The organism is Xenorhabdus stockiae (assembly GCF_002632825.1).
Lineage (GTDB): Bacteria > Pseudomonadota > Gammaproteobacteria > Enterobacterales > Enterobacteriaceae > Xenorhabdus > Xenorhabdus stockiae.
Window position 1 is genome coordinate 39,324 of record NZ_NJAJ01000006.1, and the last position, 16,794, is coordinate 56,117.

16 protein-coding genes are annotated in these 16,794 nt (G+C 44.3%); 10 read left to right on the forward strand and 6 right to left on the reverse strand.

The features are described 5' to 3' along the window. Positions 1-2: 2 nt before the first annotated feature. The 3 genes from hemX to hemC are packed head-to-tail and all read right to left on the reverse strand — an operon-like array spanning position 3 to position 2,970. Entirely contained in the window at positions 3-1,184 is a 1,182-nt protein-coding gene (gene hemX / locus Xsto_RS03910; protein WP_099124152.1) for a uroporphyrinogen-III C-methyltransferase, read from the reverse strand. Positions 1,185-1,204: 20 nt separating this feature from the next. Next, entirely contained in the window at positions 1,205-1,978 is a 774-nt protein-coding gene (gene hemD / locus Xsto_RS03915; RefSeq protein ID WP_099124153.1) for a uroporphyrinogen-III synthase, read from the reverse strand. Continuing rightward, positions 1,975-2,970, reverse strand: coding sequence for a hydroxymethylbilane synthase (hemC, locus tag Xsto_RS03920; RefSeq protein WP_099109319.1), 996 nt, complete (start codon positions 2,968-2,970; stop codon positions 1,975-1,977). The genes hemD and hemC overlap by 4 nt, the downstream gene beginning before the upstream one ends. Positions 2,971-3,629: 659 nt before the next feature. Between hemC and Xsto_RS03925 the strand changes: the two genes are divergently transcribed. Next, positions 3,630-6,215: a class I adenylate cyclase gene (locus tag Xsto_RS03925; RefSeq protein WP_099124154.1), complete on the forward strand. Its 2,586-nt coding sequence runs from the start codon at positions 3,630-3,632 to the stop codon at positions 6,213-6,215. Between the two features lie 130 nt (positions 6,216-6,345). On the opposite strand, the gene cyaY is transcribed toward Xsto_RS03925, so the two are convergent. After that, complete coding sequence (gene cyaY, locus Xsto_RS03930) at positions 6,346-6,663, reverse strand: iron donor protein CyaY (protein WP_099124155.1); 318 nt, start codon at positions 6,661-6,663, stop codon at positions 6,346-6,348. A 76-nt stretch (positions 6,664-6,739) separates the two neighbouring features. On the opposite strand from cyaY, the gene lptM reads away from it, so the two are divergent. The 9 genes from lptM (at position 6,740) to Xsto_RS03975 (ending at position 14,487) form a co-directional block, all read left to right on the forward strand. Next, positions 6,740-6,955 carry an LPS translocon maturation chaperone LptM gene (gene lptM / locus Xsto_RS22115; protein WP_241537915.1) on the forward strand — a complete coding sequence of 72 codons (216 nt, stop codon included), beginning with the start codon at positions 6,740-6,742 and terminating at the stop codon, positions 6,953-6,955. A 36-nt stretch (positions 6,956-6,991) separates the two neighbouring features. Next, entirely contained in the window at positions 6,992-7,816 is an 825-nt protein-coding gene (gene dapF, locus Xsto_RS03940) for a diaminopimelate epimerase (RefSeq protein WP_099109322.1), read from the forward strand. A gap of 24 nt (positions 7,817-7,840) precedes the next feature. Further along, positions 7,841-8,545, forward strand: coding sequence for a DUF484 domain-containing protein (locus tag Xsto_RS03945; protein WP_099124156.1), 705 nt, complete (start codon positions 7,841-7,843; stop codon positions 8,543-8,545). Beyond that, entirely contained in the window at positions 8,542-9,456 is a 915-nt protein-coding gene (gene xerC, locus Xsto_RS03950; RefSeq protein ID WP_099124157.1) for a tyrosine recombinase XerC, read from the forward strand. Before Xsto_RS03945 ends, xerC begins: the two co-directional genes overlap by 4 nt. Then, the gene (yigB, locus tag Xsto_RS03955; protein ID WP_099109325.1) at positions 9,456-10,172 is read left to right on the forward strand and encodes a 5-amino-6-(5-phospho-D-ribitylamino)uracil phosphatase YigB; all 717 of its coding nucleotides are present in this window, start codon (positions 9,456-9,458) and stop codon (positions 10,170-10,172) included. Before xerC ends, yigB begins: the two co-directional genes overlap by 1 nt. A 190-nt stretch (positions 10,173-10,362) precedes the next feature. Continuing rightward, positions 10,363-12,528: a DNA helicase II gene (gene uvrD, locus Xsto_RS03960; protein ID WP_479688476.1), complete on the forward strand. Its 2,166-nt coding sequence runs from the start codon at positions 10,363-10,365 to the stop codon at positions 12,526-12,528. A 139-nt stretch (positions 12,529-12,667) separates the two neighbouring features. Next, complete coding sequence (gene corA / locus Xsto_RS03965; protein WP_099109327.1) at positions 12,668-13,618, forward strand: magnesium/cobalt transporter CorA; 951 nt, start codon at positions 12,668-12,670, stop codon at positions 13,616-13,618. A 253-nt stretch (positions 13,619-13,871) separates the two neighbouring features. Further along, positions 13,872-14,192, forward strand: a complete 321-nt coding sequence (locus Xsto_RS03970; RefSeq protein WP_099124159.1) for a type II toxin-antitoxin system RelE/ParE family toxin — start codon at positions 13,872-13,874, stop codon at positions 14,190-14,192. Beyond that, entirely contained in the window at positions 14,182-14,487 is a 306-nt protein-coding gene (locus Xsto_RS03975; RefSeq protein ID WP_099124160.1) for a helix-turn-helix domain-containing protein, read from the forward strand. The genes Xsto_RS03970 and Xsto_RS03975 overlap by 11 nt, the downstream gene beginning before the upstream one ends. 76 nt (positions 14,488-14,563) lie before the next feature. Here Xsto_RS03975 and rarD read toward each other — a convergent pair whose 3' ends face one another. Then, the gene (gene rarD / locus Xsto_RS03980) at positions 14,564-15,454 is read right to left on the reverse strand and encodes an EamA family transporter RarD (RefSeq protein ID WP_099124161.1); all 891 of its coding nucleotides are present in this window, start codon (positions 15,452-15,454) and stop codon (positions 14,564-14,566) included. A 302-nt stretch (positions 15,455-15,756) separates the two neighbouring features. Continuing rightward, positions 15,757-16,542 carry a hypothetical protein gene (locus tag Xsto_RS03985; protein WP_099109330.1) on the reverse strand — a complete coding sequence of 262 codons (786 nt, stop codon included), beginning with the start codon at positions 16,540-16,542 and terminating at the stop codon, positions 15,757-15,759. Positions 16,543-16,794 lie beyond the last annotated feature (252 nt).

Here is a 16,794-nt window from a genome sequence, read left to right on the forward strand (position 1 = left end):
ATTCAACCCTCCTGAACAGGTGTTTCCGCCTGAGTTGGGGCATTTTCAGACTTTGGCTGATGCTGGGCTCCCGGCAGAGGTTGAGAAGCCGGCTGATAGATACGCTTACGTACTAAATCGGCCAGAATGGGCTGGCTGCTTAATTGTTCAGGCATTTCAATGGAAAGAGGCTGTTTTTCCAGCGCTTTCACTTCTTCCAGAAAGGTAATTGTGTCTGGTAATGAGGTATCAAAATAAGCGTTCACCCAGGTTGAAACAGATTCTAGTGAGTCGCGATAAGTATCAATTTGTCGGCGGGGAACCGCCTGGGCTGCAATTAACAGTTTAGAGCGAATATTTTCTCGCAGGTAGATTTCCTGCTTTGGTGCTAACAAAGGCTCTTTGGAGCCATCACGTGGTCTGATCGTGATGAAGTTATCCATAAAACTGTGCCAGCTTTTGCTCAGGTTCTGACGCCAGTCAGAGAGTGAAGCACTGATCTCTTTACCGTCTTCATCCATGGGTTTACCCTGTTCCACTTTATCAACCAACGGTAAGTTATCTACCTGATTTGATAAGTTATTCAGGTTCAGAATGATACCATCCAGATCGACTTGTTTAATTTTGGACAGCGTATCCATATCTGTCTTAATCGCTGAACGGGCAGGCATTAAGCTGGAGTCATTCATATCCGCAAGACTGTTGTCAGCATCTTTTAGCAGTGCAATGGCGGTGGCGATATCCTGATCACCCCATATCTTGCGGCTGGCCATTTTCACAAGAAAATTTGCTTGTGCCAGACGCCAGTTCTCAACATCAGAATTCGTAACAGCAGAAACTCTATCTCGAAGTTCTGCCATGTGGTTGTCTACTTGTTGGATTTGTTGCTGGTTTTTCGTCCCTTCTTTCTGCAAGCCCTGTTTTAACTGTTCAATTTTGCTATCAGCATCCTGCTTATCGACAGATTGCTGTTGTATGAGGGAAGCAACCTGAGTTTGCAGATTGAGGTTTGCGGTTCTTAATGCCTCGTTCTGTTGTTTATTGTGATAATAAAGATAAAGCCCACCGGCGCCTACTGCCAAGGCAATGGCAATTGAGATAGCACTGCCCACCCATCCATAATTTCTGGATTTGCGAGGAGCCTTTTCAGGCTGCTGAGGGTGTTGTGTCTCAACCGCATTAGTGGATTTCTTTTGTTCCGTCATAATGGACATCCCATATTGGTTTATTCCAGCGCCTGCATTAAGGCGTCATTATCTGCACTCTTGGCTACTTTTATTACTTGCCAGCCCAGTGTACGGGCGATACTGGCGAGGCGCTCACTGACCACAATCAGTCGGCAATTTAATAACCACGCTTTGCTATTACTACTATCATTAGCGTTACCTTCAGCGCTATCACCTTCAATAACTAAGTTATATAACAGTCGTAACATTTCGCCACTGGTAACAACGAGGGTTTTTATACCACATCGCTGCCAGTAATGACTGAACTCAGCTGAGTGATATTTGACAGCTCGACGTGCATAGCATTCACAGTAGTCGACTTCTGCTCCTCTTGCCCGCAGGGTTGAAGCAATCACTTCACGGCCACCATTACCCCGGAGTAATAAAACTTTTTTATTCTCCACCTGCTGCAAGGAGGGGAGTTGCAGTAAATCTTCACTTGTTTCTCCCTGCTCTGGCCAGAGAATGTTTTTCCCTGTTTTTTGATGAAAAAACTGGGAAGTTGATTTACCGATACCATAATAAGATAGTCTGTCAGACCATGACAGGCTATCTTGTCCAAGCTGCTCACAGGCATAATGAACGGCATTTTTGGATAGCAGAAAAACAAAATCACCTGCCGTTAGCCTTTGCAGTTTATGAGACAGCAAGGGCAAATCCGCCCCCGGGTGAATTGAAATAAGTGGCGCACTGAATGCCGTTTTACCAGCAGCTGTTAACCGATTAACCAATTCTTCTCCTGCGGGGGCAGGGCGGGTGATTAAGATACTCATGCAGGTAGATCTCTCTGATAAACGTCAGCCAGAATCTGGCGGGCACCTTTCTCCAATAATTCTTCGGCCAGTGAAATACCCGCCTGACAAGCTTCTTCGGATGATATTGCTTTATCACTGCTGATGGTGCTTTTACTACAGCTAGTTCTTTCACTACAAATAGTTCTTTCGCCCCGGATGATGTTACTGCCATCAGGTGCGCCAACAAGCGCTCGTAGCCAGATATTATCACCCTGCCAGATGGCATAACTACCAATAGGAACCTGACATCCCCCTTCCAGACGGGTATTCATGGCTCGTTCAGCGAGGACACAAATTTCCGTGTTTTTATGATTTAAAGGTGCAAGTAACTCACGGGTCTGCATGTCATCCAGACGGCACTCGATACCAACGGCACCTTGCCCGACAGCCGGAAGCAGTAATTCCGGCGCGAGTGGCATCCGGATGCGATCTTCCAGCCCTAATCTTTTCAGCCCGGCAGCCGCAAGGATAATTGCATCATAATCACCCTTGTCCAGTTTACTTAAACGGGTGCCAACATTGCCACGTAAGTCGCGGATCACAAGGTCAGGACGAAGCTGGCGTAGTTGACACTGGCGGCGCAAACTGGATGTGCCGACGATACTGCCGATTGGGAGGTCATCGAGTGAGGCGTATTCTACTGAAACAAAAGCATCTCGTGGATCTTCCCTTTCACAGATTGTGACCAATCCCAAACCATCAGGAAATTCGACTGGGACATCTTTCATGGAATGAACGGCAATATCAGCGCGATTTTCAAGCATTGCCAGTTCCAGCTCTTTTACAAATAACCCTTTGCCACCAACCTTGGCGAGAGGGGTATCAAGAATTATATCTCCACGGGTGGTCATAGGAATTAATTCAACCTGCAAATCAGGATGAAAATGTTTTAGTTGTTTTTGAACATATCGAGCTTGCCACATAGCCAGAGGGCTTTGGCGAGTCGCAATGCGAATGGTTTTCATTGTCATGGATAATAGTATTGGATAATTGTATTAATTAACGGCAATTGGAGGTTTTTAACCTCAGAAGTGAAAAGTAGAACCGTAAAAATAGATCTCTTTTAACACTTCGATAATGTTTTTTCCAGTTAAGAAAAACTCGAATAGTATATAAATATACAGTCTTAATTGGTAAAAATAATTTTAAATATTAAAATAATATTTTAACTAAATAGAGAAAATAAACAAAAAGATTGATTTAAAATCAAATTCCTATTTGTCATTTATCTGTTGTGAAAAAATATAAAGATGTTTATCAATTAAAATTAATCAAATGGTTATCTAAAATTCACTGTTTACAATATGTTATCTGAGCAATATAGAAATTAGATGAATATAAAATCTATTTCAAAAAACATATTTTAGTCTCAAATTTGTGATTAACTTAATATTTTACAAAGGGTTAATTGATTATTTGGGGTTGTAGGACAGGCGAAAAAGTGGTATTGCGGGCTTTACGCTTTAGCTGCAAGGTGTTAAATTGATCACGTTTCCGACAAATAAGTTAGTAAAGAAATCTAAAAATAATTTTTGTAAATTGCACGTTAACAGGAATAAAGCGTTAGCGGGCGCTGGGCCTTAGTGGAAACTGGCGATTGTAAGCACTGAAACTGAAGCAGGCAAAACACTTGTATCTTTATATTGAAACGCTGAAGCAGCGGCTGGATGCAATTAATCAGCTTAGGTTAGAGCGTGCGACTGACTCGATGAGTGCCACGTTTAAGCAGGTTTATAATTTAATTCCAGTATTATTACATTATCATCACCCAATGATGCCGGGTTATATCGAAAACGACGTTCCTCATGGCGTTTGTTTTTTTAAACCTGATGAAACCCAGCTATTTTGGATTAACGATATGGAATACCAGCCAGCTGGTGTTTTATCTCATTCCTCTAATGGTGAATTGCCAATTGCGGGTATTTACTCGATGGGCAGCACCTCTTCTATCGGGCAAAGCTGCTCTTCTGACTTAGATATTTGGGTTTGCCACCAATCATGGCTGGATAATAGCGAAAAAGATTCATTGGAACAAAAATGCAGTTTAATACAACAGTGGGCCGCTTCACTGGGTATTGAGGTTACATTTTTTCTGATAGATGAGAATCGTTTTCGCCATAATACCAGTGGCAGTCTGAATGGCGAAGATTGTGGTTCAACTCAGTATATTCTTCTACTGGATGAGTTTTATCGCACTGCGGTTCGGATGGCAGGTAAACGCTTGCTATGGGCGATGGTCCCTGTAGAAGAAGAAGCGAATTACGATGATTATGTCACCTCTTTATATGCTCAGGGGGTTTTAACACCTAATGAGTGGCTGGATCTCGGAGGGTTGGCGGAATTATCGGCGGAAGAGTATTTTGGTGCTAGTTTATGGCAGCTTTATAAAAGTGTCGATTCTCCTTATAAAGCCGTATTGAAAAGTCTGTTGCTGGAAGCTTATTCCTGGGAATACCCCAACAGTAAATTGCTGGCGACAGAAATGAAGCAACATTTCCATGAAGGCTTGATTATCTCTTATGGTCTTGATGCTTATTGCATGATGCTTGACCGTGTTACCCATTACCTGACGGCGACTAACGATATGACGCGTCTGGATTTAGCCCGGCGCTGCTTTTATCTGAAAGTTTGTGAAAAAATTGAGAGTAGTGACGGTGCTCAGGGATGCACTGGATGGCGGCGGCAGGTTATTGCTCAGTTAGTACAGGAATGGGGATGGGATACTGATAAACTGGCGATACTGAATAACCGCAATTCATGGAAAATTGAGCAGGTACGTACAGCGCATAATGAGTTGCTGGATACCATGATGCAAAGTTATCGCAACCTTATCCGTTTTGCCCGGCGTAACAATTTAAGTGTGAGTGCTAGCCCGCAGGACATCGGCGTATTGACTCGTAAGTTGTATGCTGCGTTTGAAGCACTGCCCGGCAAAATCACATTAGTTAATCCACAAATTTCACCGGATCTGTCAGAACAGGATCTGACATTTATTTATGTTCCCCCGGGGCGTGCAAATCGCAGTGGCTGGTATCTTTACAATCGTGCCCCGACAATAGAATCTATCATTGGTCATCAGCCGCTGGAATATAATCGTTATTTAAATAAGCTGGTGTCATGGACCTATTTCAACGGGTTGTTGACGGAAAAAACCCGCCTTCATATTCGCAATGGTGATTCTCAGGCAGATAAGAAGAATTTGGCTGATTTAGTTAACGATATTTCCACTCATTTCCCGATTCGTTTGCCTGCTCCGACACCAAAAGCACTATACAGTCCCTGTGAGATCCGCCATCTGGCAATTATTGTTAATTTAGAAACTGATCCAACTACCCGGTTTTCCGATCAGATTGTGCATTTTGATTTCAGAAAGTTAGATATCCTGAGTTTTGGTGAATCACAGCAGTGTATGGTGAGCAGCATCGATCTGCTTTACCGTAATTCATGGAATGAAGTAAGAACGCTGCATTTTAATGGTGAACAATCCATGCTGGAAGCGCTGAAAACCATTCTGGGCAAAATGCATCGTGACGCCGCACCTCCAGCGAGCGTTGAAGTCTTTTGTTACAGTCGGCACTTGCGTGGGTTGATTTGTACCCGTGTCAGGCAATTGGTTTCAGAGTGTATCGAATTACGTCTTTCCAGTAACCGTCAGGATCTTGATCGCTGTAAGGTATTACGTATTTCCGGTCAAACTTGGGGGCTGTTTTTTGAACGGTTGAATGTCTCAGTACAAAAACTGGAAAATGCGGTTGAGTTTTACAATGCAATTTCAAATACCAAGCTGCATGGTTTACCGATTAGAGTTGATAACAAAGACAAACAGCTACCTTCTATTATTGATGGGTTTGCCTGCGAAGGAATAATTCAGTTTTTCTTTGAGAATATTGAGGGCACTCAGGGTTTTAACATTTATATTCTTGATGAATCAAATAAGGTAGAGATCTACCCTCATTGTGAAGGAAGTAAAGAAGAGCTGGTACGTGATGTCAGCCGTTTTTATTCTTCATCCCATGATCGATTCACTTATGGTTCCAGTTTTATCAATTTTAACCTGCCACAGTTCTATCAGATCATAAAGAAGGGTGAACGTACTCATGTAGCTCCATTTATGGATGGGCAGTCACTGCTGGATCATGAGACAGATAGTGTTACCGTGCTGGAGACGGGTGAAGCTATCAGGGCGAATAGTCAGTACCATTCTTGCCACTATTGAATTCAATGAGCTATCGCTGGAATAGCCGGGCGTTTGTCATACATATTTGTCATAAAAGTGCCGTATTTTCGATACGGCACAAATGCCGATAATTGCAGCTCTATATAAAAGCTAGCTAAATAGCAACGAGCTAAAACAGGAAAGGCTCGCCGCTCTGCTCGGTGATTGCTTGTCCCAACATAGAAAGAAAGTCGTTGCCACTACGGTCGCAAACCCATTGGTTATCGCGATAATCGAAGTGATAACCTCCATTTTTAGTTGCCAGCCAGATTTGATGAAAAGGTTCCTGTCGATTGATAATGATTTTGCTACCATTATCAAAACTCAGCGTCATTACTCCGCCATTGGTTTCACAGTCAATATCTGCATCACCTTCATAATTATCCAATTGTTCTTCAATGTGTGACATCAATTGATCAGCCAATTGATGAAATTCGCTATCGTTCATATTCATTTCCTATTTGCTTTTCAGGGCCTAACTGCGATTATAGAGAGTATTGGCGTATGAATCACAGGCATTAATTATGATGAACAAACAATTCCGTTGGTCACTTGCTATCATAACATTACTCTCTGTTACAGGTTGTGGCCTGAAAGGTCCTCTCTACTTCCCTCCGGCAGAGCCAGCGGCACCTCAGGTTTCAGTTAATAAAACACAGCCTGCGGGTCATGTTTCTCAGGACAGCACGTCTAATAAAAACGATACTTCTAAAAACAATATCTCAGCGAGTGCCCAATAAGCGTGAGCTGGTAATGGGCTTTCATTGGAGTGGTATATGCAATTCTCCAAAATGCATGGTCTTGGCAATGATTTCATGGTTGTTGATGCAGTAACCCAGAATGTTTATTTTTCACCGGAATTAATCTGCCGGTTGTCAGATAGACATACTGGCGTAGGATTTGATCAACTGCTGGTTGTTGAAGCACCCTATGATCCTGATTTAGATTTTCATTATCGTATTTTTAACGCGGATGGCAGTGAAGTATCTCAATGTGGCAATGGGGCGCGTTGTTTTGCCCGTTTTGTTCGTTTACGGGGATTGACGAATAAGCGTGATATTAAAGTCAGTACACAGGCAGGCCAAATGGTACTGAGCATCAATCATGATGATCAGGTCTGTGTCAATATGGGGGAACCGGTCTTTGAGCCTCAGTCTGTTCCCTTTCGTGCGAATAAAGCCGAGAAAACTTATATCATCCGGGTCATGGAGCGCACTGTGCTCTGCGGTGTCGTATCAATGGGGAATCCCCACTGTGTTATTCAGGTTGATAATGTGGACACGGCAGATGTTGAGGTACTCGGCCCTGTTCTGGAACGTCATGAACGTTTTCCTGAGAGAGTAAACGTTGGTTTTATGCAGGTCGTAAATCGTAACCATATCCGTTTACGTGTATTTGAACGGGGTGCCGGAGAAACCCGGGCATGCGGCAGTGGCGCGTGTGCGGCTGTTGCGATTGGTATTCAGCAAGGTCTGCTGGATAAACAGGTCCGTGTTGATTTGCCCGGTGGTTCTTTGCAAATTCGTTGGGATGGGCCGGGGCAGCCACTTTATAAGACCGGGCCTGCAACTCACGTTTATGACGGTACAATTCACTTGTAATTGTGAAATATAAGGCATTGGAAAATGGGTAAAGAAAACGAACCATTACATACTGAAAGCATGTTGGATGATCAGATGGTGGTGGATTATCTGCTGAATAACCCCAATTTTTTTATCCGTAATGCTAATGCAGTTGACAGGATACAGGTTCCTCATCCGGTACGTGAGTGTGTTTCTCTGATGGAATGGCATATGAACCGTCAGAGAAAACGGATCGGTTATCTGGAAGACGATCTGATACATCTGGTGGAGCAGGCAAAACAGAATGAGATCCTGTTTAACCGCCTGCTGCAATTGCTTGCTGAACTTTCTGCTGCCGAAAGTTTGCAGGGTTTTCTTTCCCGTTTGAGTGCCTGGGCTAAAACACTGGGTCTGAGTAACTGCTATATCCGGCTGTTTTCTGATAAGTGGTTGCTTGGTGCTCCTCTGAATGCACCGGATTTGGCAATATCCCGTAATGCTTTTGAGTCTGTCCGTATTCAGCGATTCGGCGACAGTAACCATTATCTTGGGCGATTACATGGCCCGGAAATTTTACTGTTGATGCCTCAGGCCCGTCATGTCGGTTCTGTCGCAGTGTCTCTTTTAGGAATGCAGGGAGAGCTGGGCATGGTGATCTTCAATAGTCATGACAAGCAACATTATTACGAGGGCATGGGAACGGATCTGCTGGATCAGTTAGCTAAACTATTACCGGGGTTGCTGTCCCGTTGGATCGAGCGAGCATGAGCCAGCCAATTGATTCACTCCTTGAGCCAGTAGAGGCTTTCCTGCATTACCTGCGGGTTGAGCGCCGTTTAAGCCCGATAACAATAATCAACTATCGTCGGCATTTGGCGGTGCTGGTCGAAATGTCGCTGGAAATGGGAATAACCGAGTGGCAGGCACTTGATGTCACCAAAGTCAGAATGTTCGCTACCCGTAGTCGTCGGGCTGGATTACAGTCTGCCAGCCTTGCCTTGCGTCTTTCTTCCTTGCGCAGTTTTCTTGACTGGATGGTAACGCAGGGAAAAATGGAAGCTAACCCGGCTAAAGTTGTTAGCACGCCACGTAAAAAACAGCATCTACCTAAGAACATGGATGTCGATGAGGTAAATCAGCTCCTCAATATTGACCTGAATGATCCGTTGTCCGTGCGTGACAGAACAATGATGGAAGTCATGTATGGGGCGGGCTTACGTTTGTCAGAGCTGGTTGGGCTGGATTGCCGGCATCTGGATTTGGAAAACGGTGAAGTCTGGGTATATGGTAAGGGCAGTAAGGAGCGTAAAGTCCCTGTCGGCAGAATTGCACTGGAATGGCTGCAACGCTGGCTGGTAATGCGGGAATTGTTTGAACCGGAAGATAATGCTGTTTTCATTTCTACCCAAAGTGGTAAACGGATGTCTACTCGCAATGTGCAAAAGCGATTTGAACAATGGGGAATTCGTCAGGGAGTAAACAGCCATATTCATCCCCATAAACTGCGTCATTCGTTTGCGACACATATTCTGGAATCCAGTGGTGATCTCCGGGCAGTGCAGGAGCTGTTGGGCCATGCAAATTTATCGACTACCCAAATATACACCCATCTGGATTTTCAACACTTAGCCAAAGTTTATGATGTGGCTCACCCCAGAGCAAAAAGAGGGAAATCATAATGCGTTTTTATCGGCCTCTCACGCCGTTTGCGGCGATGACATTCGATCTGGATGATACACTTTACGATAATCATCCCGTTATCGACAGAACCGAAAAAGAAGTATTGTGTTTTATCAGGCAGTACGATAGCAAATTCAGCCATTTTTGCCGTGAAGATCTGTATGTATACCGTCAGGCGGTGCTTGAGATGGAGCCTGAAATATACCACGATGTGACATTATGGCGTCGACAATCTGCCGAGCTGATGTTCAGCTACCATGGTTTTAATCGTGAAGAAGCAGTACGTGGTGCGGATGAGATTATGTCCTGTTTCACTTATTGGCGTAATCAGATTACAGTACCGGAATCCACGCATAACACTTTATCGGTACTGGCAGAAAAAATACCGCTGGTGGCGATCACGAATGGTAATGCAGAACCCGCTGAATGTGGTCTGGCCCCTTATTTCAAATTTGTACTCAAAGCCGGCGTGGACGGGCGTTCTAAACCTTACCCGGATATGTACCATCTGGCGGCTGAACGGCTGGCATTGCCGGCAAATCAAATCCTGCATGTTGGTGATAATTTGCAGACAGACGTTGAAGGCGCGATTCGCAGTGGGATGCAGGCTTGCTGGATCAATATTGAAAATAAAAATCTCATGCAGGAACCGGAAGGGCGACTGGTTCCACATGTTGAGATTTCTGACTTGGATTCTCTGATCGCACTGATATAATTTCAGACTGTAAATCTATATATACCCAATGGATTTCGAGTTGCATCGCGGCGGCAAGGGAGAGAGCCCCCAGGAGCATAAATAACTATGTGACTGGGGTGAACGAGCGTAGCCAACAAAGAGGCAGCTTGAAAGACGAAGGGTATAGAAAAACAGTGACAGCGGTCATTGCTAACAACTGATGGTAATTATGGACGTCTCTTATCTGCTCGAAAGCCTGAATGATAAACAACGTGAAGCCGTTGCAGCACCCCGTACCAATATGCTGGTACTGGCGGGAGCCGGTAGTGGTAAAACCCGCGTATTGGTGCACCGGATCGCCTGGTTACTGTCAGTTGAACATGCCTCACCTTTTTCCATTATGGCGGTGACATTTACCAATAAAGCCGCAGCGGAAATGCGCCATCGTATTGAAAACCTGATCGGCACCAGTCAGGGCGGTATGTGGATTGGAACATTCCATAGTCTGGCTCATCGTTTACTGCGGGCCCATCATTTAGATGCCAATCTGCCTCAGGACTTTCAGATTCTTGACAGTGATGATCAGCTGCGTCTGATCAAGCGGATCATTAAGGCGATGAATCTGGATGACAAACAGTGGCCTGCCCGTCAGGGCATGTGGTACATCAACGGTAAAAAAGATGAAGGTTTGCGCCCTCGGCATATTGAAAGTTACGGCAATCCGGTAGAAGTTACATGGCTGAAAATCTATCAGGCCTATCAGGAAGCCTGCGATCGGGCCGGATTAGTGGATTTTGCTGAGCTGCTGTTACGCGCTCATGAGCTGTGGCTGAATAAACCACAAATATTGCAACATTATCGCGATCGTTTTACTAATATTCTGGTAGACGAATTTCAGGATACCAACAGTATTCAATACGCATGGATACGCCTGTTAGCAGGCGATTCAGGCAGAGTCATGATCGTGGGTGATGATGATCAGTCTATTTATGGCTGGAGAGGGGCGCAGGTCGAAAACATCCAGCGTTTCCTGAAGGATTTTCCCGCTGCGCAAACTATTCGTCTGGAACAAAATTACCGTTCTACCAGTAACATACTTAAAGCCGCTAATGCCCTGATTGCACATAACAGCGATCGTCTGGGTAAAAATCTGTGGACAGAAGGCAGTGAAGGAGAACCTATCTCACTTTACTCGGCTTTTAATGAATTAGATGAGGCACGTTATGTGGTCAGTCGCCTGAAGAACTGGCTGGATAACGGAGGTGCTTTGAAAGAGTGCGCTATCCTGTATCGCAGTAATGCTCAGTCCCGTGTATTGGAAGAAGCATTGTTACAGGCTTCCATGCCTTACCGGATCTATGGTGGCCAGCGCTTCTTCGAACGGCAGGAAATCAAAGATGCGTTGTCTTATCTGCGCTTAGTGGCAAACCGTAATGATGACGCGGCTTTTGAGAGAGTAGTGAATACGCCGACCCGGGGAATTGGCGACAGAACCCTTGATGTTGTGCGCCAGATGGCGCGGGATCAGCAGAAGACACTCTGGGAAAGCAGTCAATTGTTGATTCAGGAAAAGGTACTGGCAGGCCGGGCGGCATCAGCTTTACAGCGTTTTATCGAATTAATTAACGCGCTGGAAACGGAAACACAGGAAATGTCGCTGCATGTGCAGACTGATCGGGTTATCCGGGATACTGGCCTGTGGGCGATGTACCAACAGGAAAAAGGTGAGAAAGCACAGGCGCGTATCGAGAACCTTGAGGAGCTGGTTACTGCGACCCGTCAGTTCAGCTATCAGGATGAAGACGAAGATATGATGCCGTTGCAGGCTTTTCTGTCTCACGCGGCGCTTGAAGCAGGTGAAGGGCAGGCAGATGCTTATCAGGATTCTGTCCAGCTGATGACCCTGCATTCGGCAAAAGGGCTCGAATTCAGGCAGGTCTTTATTGTTGGCATGGAAGAGGGAATGTTTCCAAGCCAAATGTCCATTGATGAAGGAGGGCGTCTGGAAGAAGAGCGCCGTCTGGCTTATGTCGGTGTGACAAGGGCAATGGAAAAACTGACGCTGACTTATGCTGAAAGTCGCCGTTTATATGGTAAAGAGGTGTACCATCGCCCATCGCGTTTTGTCGGTGAGTTACCGTCAGAATGTGTCACTGAAGTTCGTCTGAGGGCAACAGTATCCCGACCGGTGAGCCATAAGCGGCTGGGAACACCGATCAGCGCCAATGATAGTGGCTACGCTTTAGGGCAACGAGTCCGCCATCCTAAATTCGGTGAAGGAACGATTGTTAATATTGAAGGCAGTGGGGAGCATTGCCGTTTGCAGATCGCGTTTCAGGGTGAAGGCATCAAGTGGCTGGTCGCCGCTTATGCCAGACTTGAAACCGGCCAATAATAATCCGGTCGAATGTTGACAGGCTTTTTCTTCTAGACCCTATGGATTTCAACAAAGAGGCAGTTTGAAATACGACGGGTATAAGCGTAACATTCGCGCCTTACGATGAACGTAGGGAGTATAAGGAGACTTATGGTACATGCTGAACGCATTTAAATTAGAGAATAATCGCCTGCTCCGTCTTGAACTTGAAGAAGGTGATACATTATCCGACTCCATGTGGGTAGATTTGGTTGGGCTGGGAGACGATGATCGACTCCGGGTTCAGAACGAATTAGGACAAATCCTGGCGACCCGCACTGAGCTGGATGATATCGAGGCTTCGGCGCGTTTTTTTGAAGATGAAGATGGTCTGCACGTCCACTCATTCTTCTATTTTGAAGACGCCGAAGACCATGCTGGCAACTCGACAGTCGCATTTACCATTCGTGACGGTCGTCTCTACACATTGCGAGAGCGTGAACTCCCTGCATTCCGATTATACCGAATGCGCGCCCGCAACCAGACTATGGTTGACGGGAATGCTTATGAATTACTGCTGGACTTATTCGAAACCAAGATCGAACAGTTGGCAGATGTCATTGAAAATATCTACAGTGTGCTGGAATCCCTGAGCCGGGTCATTATGAACGGTAAACAAGGGGATGAATTTGATTCAGCTCTGTCTAACCTTGCTGAGCAGGAAGACATTGGCTGGAAAGTGCGCCTTTGTCTGATGGATAGCCAGCGCGCTCTTAACTTCCTTGTGCGCCGTGCCCGTTTGCCTGCTAACCAGTTAGAACAGGCGCGTGAAATCCTGCGGGATATCGAATCCCTGTTGCCACATAACGAATCCCTGTTCCAGAAAGTTAACTTCCTGATGCAGGCGGCGATGGGCTTTATTAACATCGAACAGAGCCGGATTATCAAGATATTCTCCGTTGTTTCTGTCGTGTTCCTGCCCCCGACGCTGGTGGCTTCCAGCTACGGTATGAACTTCGAGTTTATGCCGGAATTACACTGGACATTTGGTTATCCGGCTGCGATTGGTGTGATGATCGCTGCGGGACTGGCACCTTACCTCTACTTTAAGCGGAAAAACTGGCTGTAATCTTTCCGGCTTTCACTTTTTAAGTCGCTATTTTGGCGGCTTCTGCTGCCTCCAGTTACATAGTCAGCTATGTTTCTGGGGGATGCCTCTCGTTATACTACTGTTTGTCATTTCACTTAAGGCTATGGAATTGTTGCGATAACTATAGCGTTTATAACCTATAGGTAATATATAACTCTTGAGTTATAATTATCTGTGGTATATGCTAGTTATACAATTTGGCAGAGCGTTTATGCTTAAATTGAGGGGGAATATGTTTCAACTAGAGTTTCACCCTGAAGTGCTGAATGAAATTTCTCGGTTAAATACAATAATAAAAGCTAAGGTTTTGAATGCGCTTGATAAGTTGGAAGCTCGAGGTTATGAATTGCGCTACCCAGATACAAGACTTATTCAAGGGCAGCTTTTTGAATTAAGGACAAGCGGGAAAGATATATCAAGGACTTTTTTTGCATTTGAGAGGAACAGAAAAATATATGTTCTTCGCACTTTTATCAAAAAAAGTGCAAAAACACCAAACTCAGAAATTGAATTAGCATTAAAGCGACTGAAGGAGTTACTTGATGAAAGTTAAAGGTATCCCATACTCTGACGTGAAAACTACATTACTTCAAGATCCTGAGGTTTTATCAGCATATTTGGCTGAGAAGAAAAAAGAAGAGATGAGAGAGTTTCTCATTAACATGAGGAAGAAAGCGGGTTTAAATAGTAGCCAAGTTGCTGAAAAAATGGGAATTAGCCAACCAGCTGTCAGCAAACTGGAAAACAATGCAATCAACGCGAGCTTATCCCGACTGGAACGCTATGCTGAGGCATGTGGCACTTCATTGAAGATAAGCTCAGAAGATGGCGAACTTCGCTTATTTTGAACTATTCTTTTTGTTTAAATAATAACTGACCCTATTTATCAGGATGATTTCGGGTCAGTTCAGTAATAATGCCGATTTACTTCCGCAAACGGCGTTGTGTATAAAGCGCATCCAGCGTAAACACAATTAAAGCAGCCCAGATAAAACCAAATGTGATCAAACGATCTGAGCCAATCTTCTCACCGTAAACCAGTGTTGCCAGCAGGAACATCAATGTTGGTGCGATATACTGGAAAAAGCCCAGCGTGGATAAGCGCAGGTGAGCAGCCGCAGCGGTGAAAAACAACAATGGGATTGTCGTAATGATCCCCGCTGCAACCAGAAGTAGATTCAGGGAAATCGTGTTATTCAGCATATTGCTAGTCGGGGTATGAGTGAAAAACAGCAGGTAAGTCAGTGCGACCGGGAGTACCCAAATAGTTTCAATCAACATGCCGGTTTGTGCGTCCACGCCCAGCTTTTTACGGATCAGGCCATACAGGGCAAATGTTGTTGCCAGATACAGGCCAATCACAGGCACAGAGCCAAATTGCCATAGCTGAATAAAGACGCCGGTGAATGCCAGCCCTACCGCAATCCACTGCATACGACGGAAACGCTCACCGAGGAATATCATTGCAAACAGCACACTGACCAGTGGATTGATAAAATAACCAAGACTTGCTTCCAGCATGTGATTATTGTTGACTGCCCAGATATAAACCAGCCAGTTACTGGCAATAGTAAAGGCGGTGATACCTAATATCAGCAGATTCTTTGGTTGCTTTATTACAGTCAAAACCTGACGCCAGTGACGAGTTATTGTCAGCATCAGTACCATAAAGAAAACCGACCAGATAACACGATGCGATACGATTTCATCGGGTGGCACGTACTGTATTTCTTTGAAATAGATGGGAGCCAACCCCCAAATCAAGTAAGCACCTAAGGCATATAAAATACCTTTGGCTGTCTGTGGTTCGTTCATAATATCCTTGAATGTTCAGAGAGTGTTCAGAAAAAAATGAGAAGAGCTTATTAGATGTTAGCCCATAGAGCCATACAATGTGTCACTGGGTTAACCAATTTACAAGGGGTTAATAGTATGAATGATAAATAAAAAATTACACCCTGTATAATTGGTGTTTAACTCTGAATTTATTTAATTATTTAGGATGATAATCCAGTGAAGTGTAATGAATTGACTTTTTTAATCAATCTCTAGCATTGTGGGTGGAATATAAGAACTAGCAGGGTGGTCATTAAAGTTTACATCTTTACACTATCAAATTACCTGAACCCTGTCATTGTTCTAATCGGCAAGCCAAATTTATCAGGGCAGTCTAACCCTCGCACTTTGACAGCAAAATCATTATTTCTTAATTGATTACATAACTGTGCAATATCTTTCGGTGTCCAGTAGATATTTTTTCCGTATCCTATTTTCTGAATGTTTGTTAATAAACTGTCTACATCTCCTGCTTTTAATATTCTGGCGACCATTACAGCACAATTTTTGTTAACAAGATTATAGCTATGGCTGATTTGATGATTACCATATGTTTTTCCACTATAGATTTCATTTTTTTTAGCCTGCATTTTTTCAACATCTAAGCCAATGAGGTAATACTCCAAATGAGGCTGTACTGCGAAATCATCCTGAGTATTCCCGAATACTCCTGCCTTGGATACAATTCCCCTGAGTATATTGGCATCACCAGCGAAACTCACATAGTTATTACCGGTTGTTCGTGATGGATGTTGTACAGATGCTGAAGGCCAGTCTCTTTCGGTCACGTTGTAAGGCGCTGGAGGGCTGGAATCTCGTGAAAAAACAGACTCTCTTGACGGGTGCCTTTCAACTCTAGATAAAATAGAAGAGGCAGAACGCCTTCTTTCACTTTGTGGCGTTGGATTGTCAGGGAAATCCGATGGCCAGGGATATTTGGGTACTCCACCAACATAAATAGCGGTGTGTCCCAGTTTCCATCTTTGACAAGGATACCAGATATAGACAACAGCAGAGATGGGTTTCCCAGAGAGGATTTCTTGTTCTGCTTTTGTTCTTGGGTTCATGGTTTGCTCCTTGTTATCTTTATTAATTGATATTTCAGTAAATAATTTCCTGAGATTTTTTGGGTATTACAAAAGTTAACAAATATTAACGTGAATTCTGTGTAACAGCGATATAACATGCTTTTTTGACAATATCCAAAATAGCGGCCAGATATGTTTGCGTAAAGTAAATTATGGCGGGGTATTATTAAATCATTTAACTTGGGCAATATAATGGGTTGATTAAAAAACATTAATCCTTGCTATTTAATC

Excerpts from the sequence above, each read along its gene's own strand:
- hemX (WP_099124152.1), bottom strand. The coding sequence starts at position 1,184 with ATGACGGAACAAAAGAAATCCACTAATGCGGTTGAGACACAACACCCT.
- hemD (WP_099124153.1), bottom strand. The coding sequence starts at position 1,978 with ATGAGTATCTTAATCACCCGCCCTGCCCCCGCAGGAGAAGAATTGGTT.
- hemC (WP_099109319.1), bottom strand. The coding sequence starts at position 2,970 with ATGACAATGAAAACCATTCGCATTGCGACTCGCCAAAGCCCTCTGGCT.
- cyaY (WP_099124155.1), bottom strand. The coding sequence starts at position 6,663 with ATGAACGATAGCGAATTTCATCAATTGGCTGATCAATTGATGTCACAC.
- lptM (WP_241537915.1), top strand. The coding sequence starts at position 6,740 with ATGATGAACAAACAATTCCGTTGGTCACTTGCTATCATAACATTACTC.
- dapF (WP_099109322.1), top strand. The coding sequence starts at position 6,992 with ATGCAATTCTCCAAAATGCATGGTCTTGGCAATGATTTCATGGTTGTT.
- Xsto_RS03945 (WP_099124156.1), top strand. The coding sequence starts at position 7,841 with ATGGGTAAAGAAAACGAACCATTACATACTGAAAGCATGTTGGATGAT.
- xerC (WP_099124157.1), top strand. The coding sequence starts at position 8,542 with ATGAGCCAGCCAATTGATTCACTCCTTGAGCCAGTAGAGGCTTTCCTG.
- yigB (WP_099109325.1), top strand. The coding sequence starts at position 9,456 with ATGCGTTTTTATCGGCCTCTCACGCCGTTTGCGGCGATGACATTCGAT.
- uvrD (WP_479688476.1), top strand. The coding sequence starts at position 10,363 with ATGGACGTCTCTTATCTGCTCGAAAGCCTGAATGATAAACAACGTGAA.
- corA (WP_099109327.1), top strand. The coding sequence starts at position 12,668 with ATGCTGAACGCATTTAAATTAGAGAATAATCGCCTGCTCCGTCTTGAA.
- Xsto_RS03970 (WP_099124159.1), top strand. The coding sequence starts at position 13,872 with ATGTTTCAACTAGAGTTTCACCCTGAAGTGCTGAATGAAATTTCTCGG.
- Xsto_RS03975 (WP_099124160.1), top strand. The coding sequence starts at position 14,182 with ATGAAAGTTAAAGGTATCCCATACTCTGACGTGAAAACTACATTACTT.
- rarD (WP_099124161.1), bottom strand. The coding sequence starts at position 15,454 with ATGAACGAACCACAGACAGCCAAAGGTATTTTATATGCCTTAGGTGCT.
- Xsto_RS03985 (WP_099109330.1), bottom strand. The coding sequence starts at position 16,542 with ATGAACCCAAGAACAAAAGCAGAACAAGAAATCCTCTCTGGGAAACCC.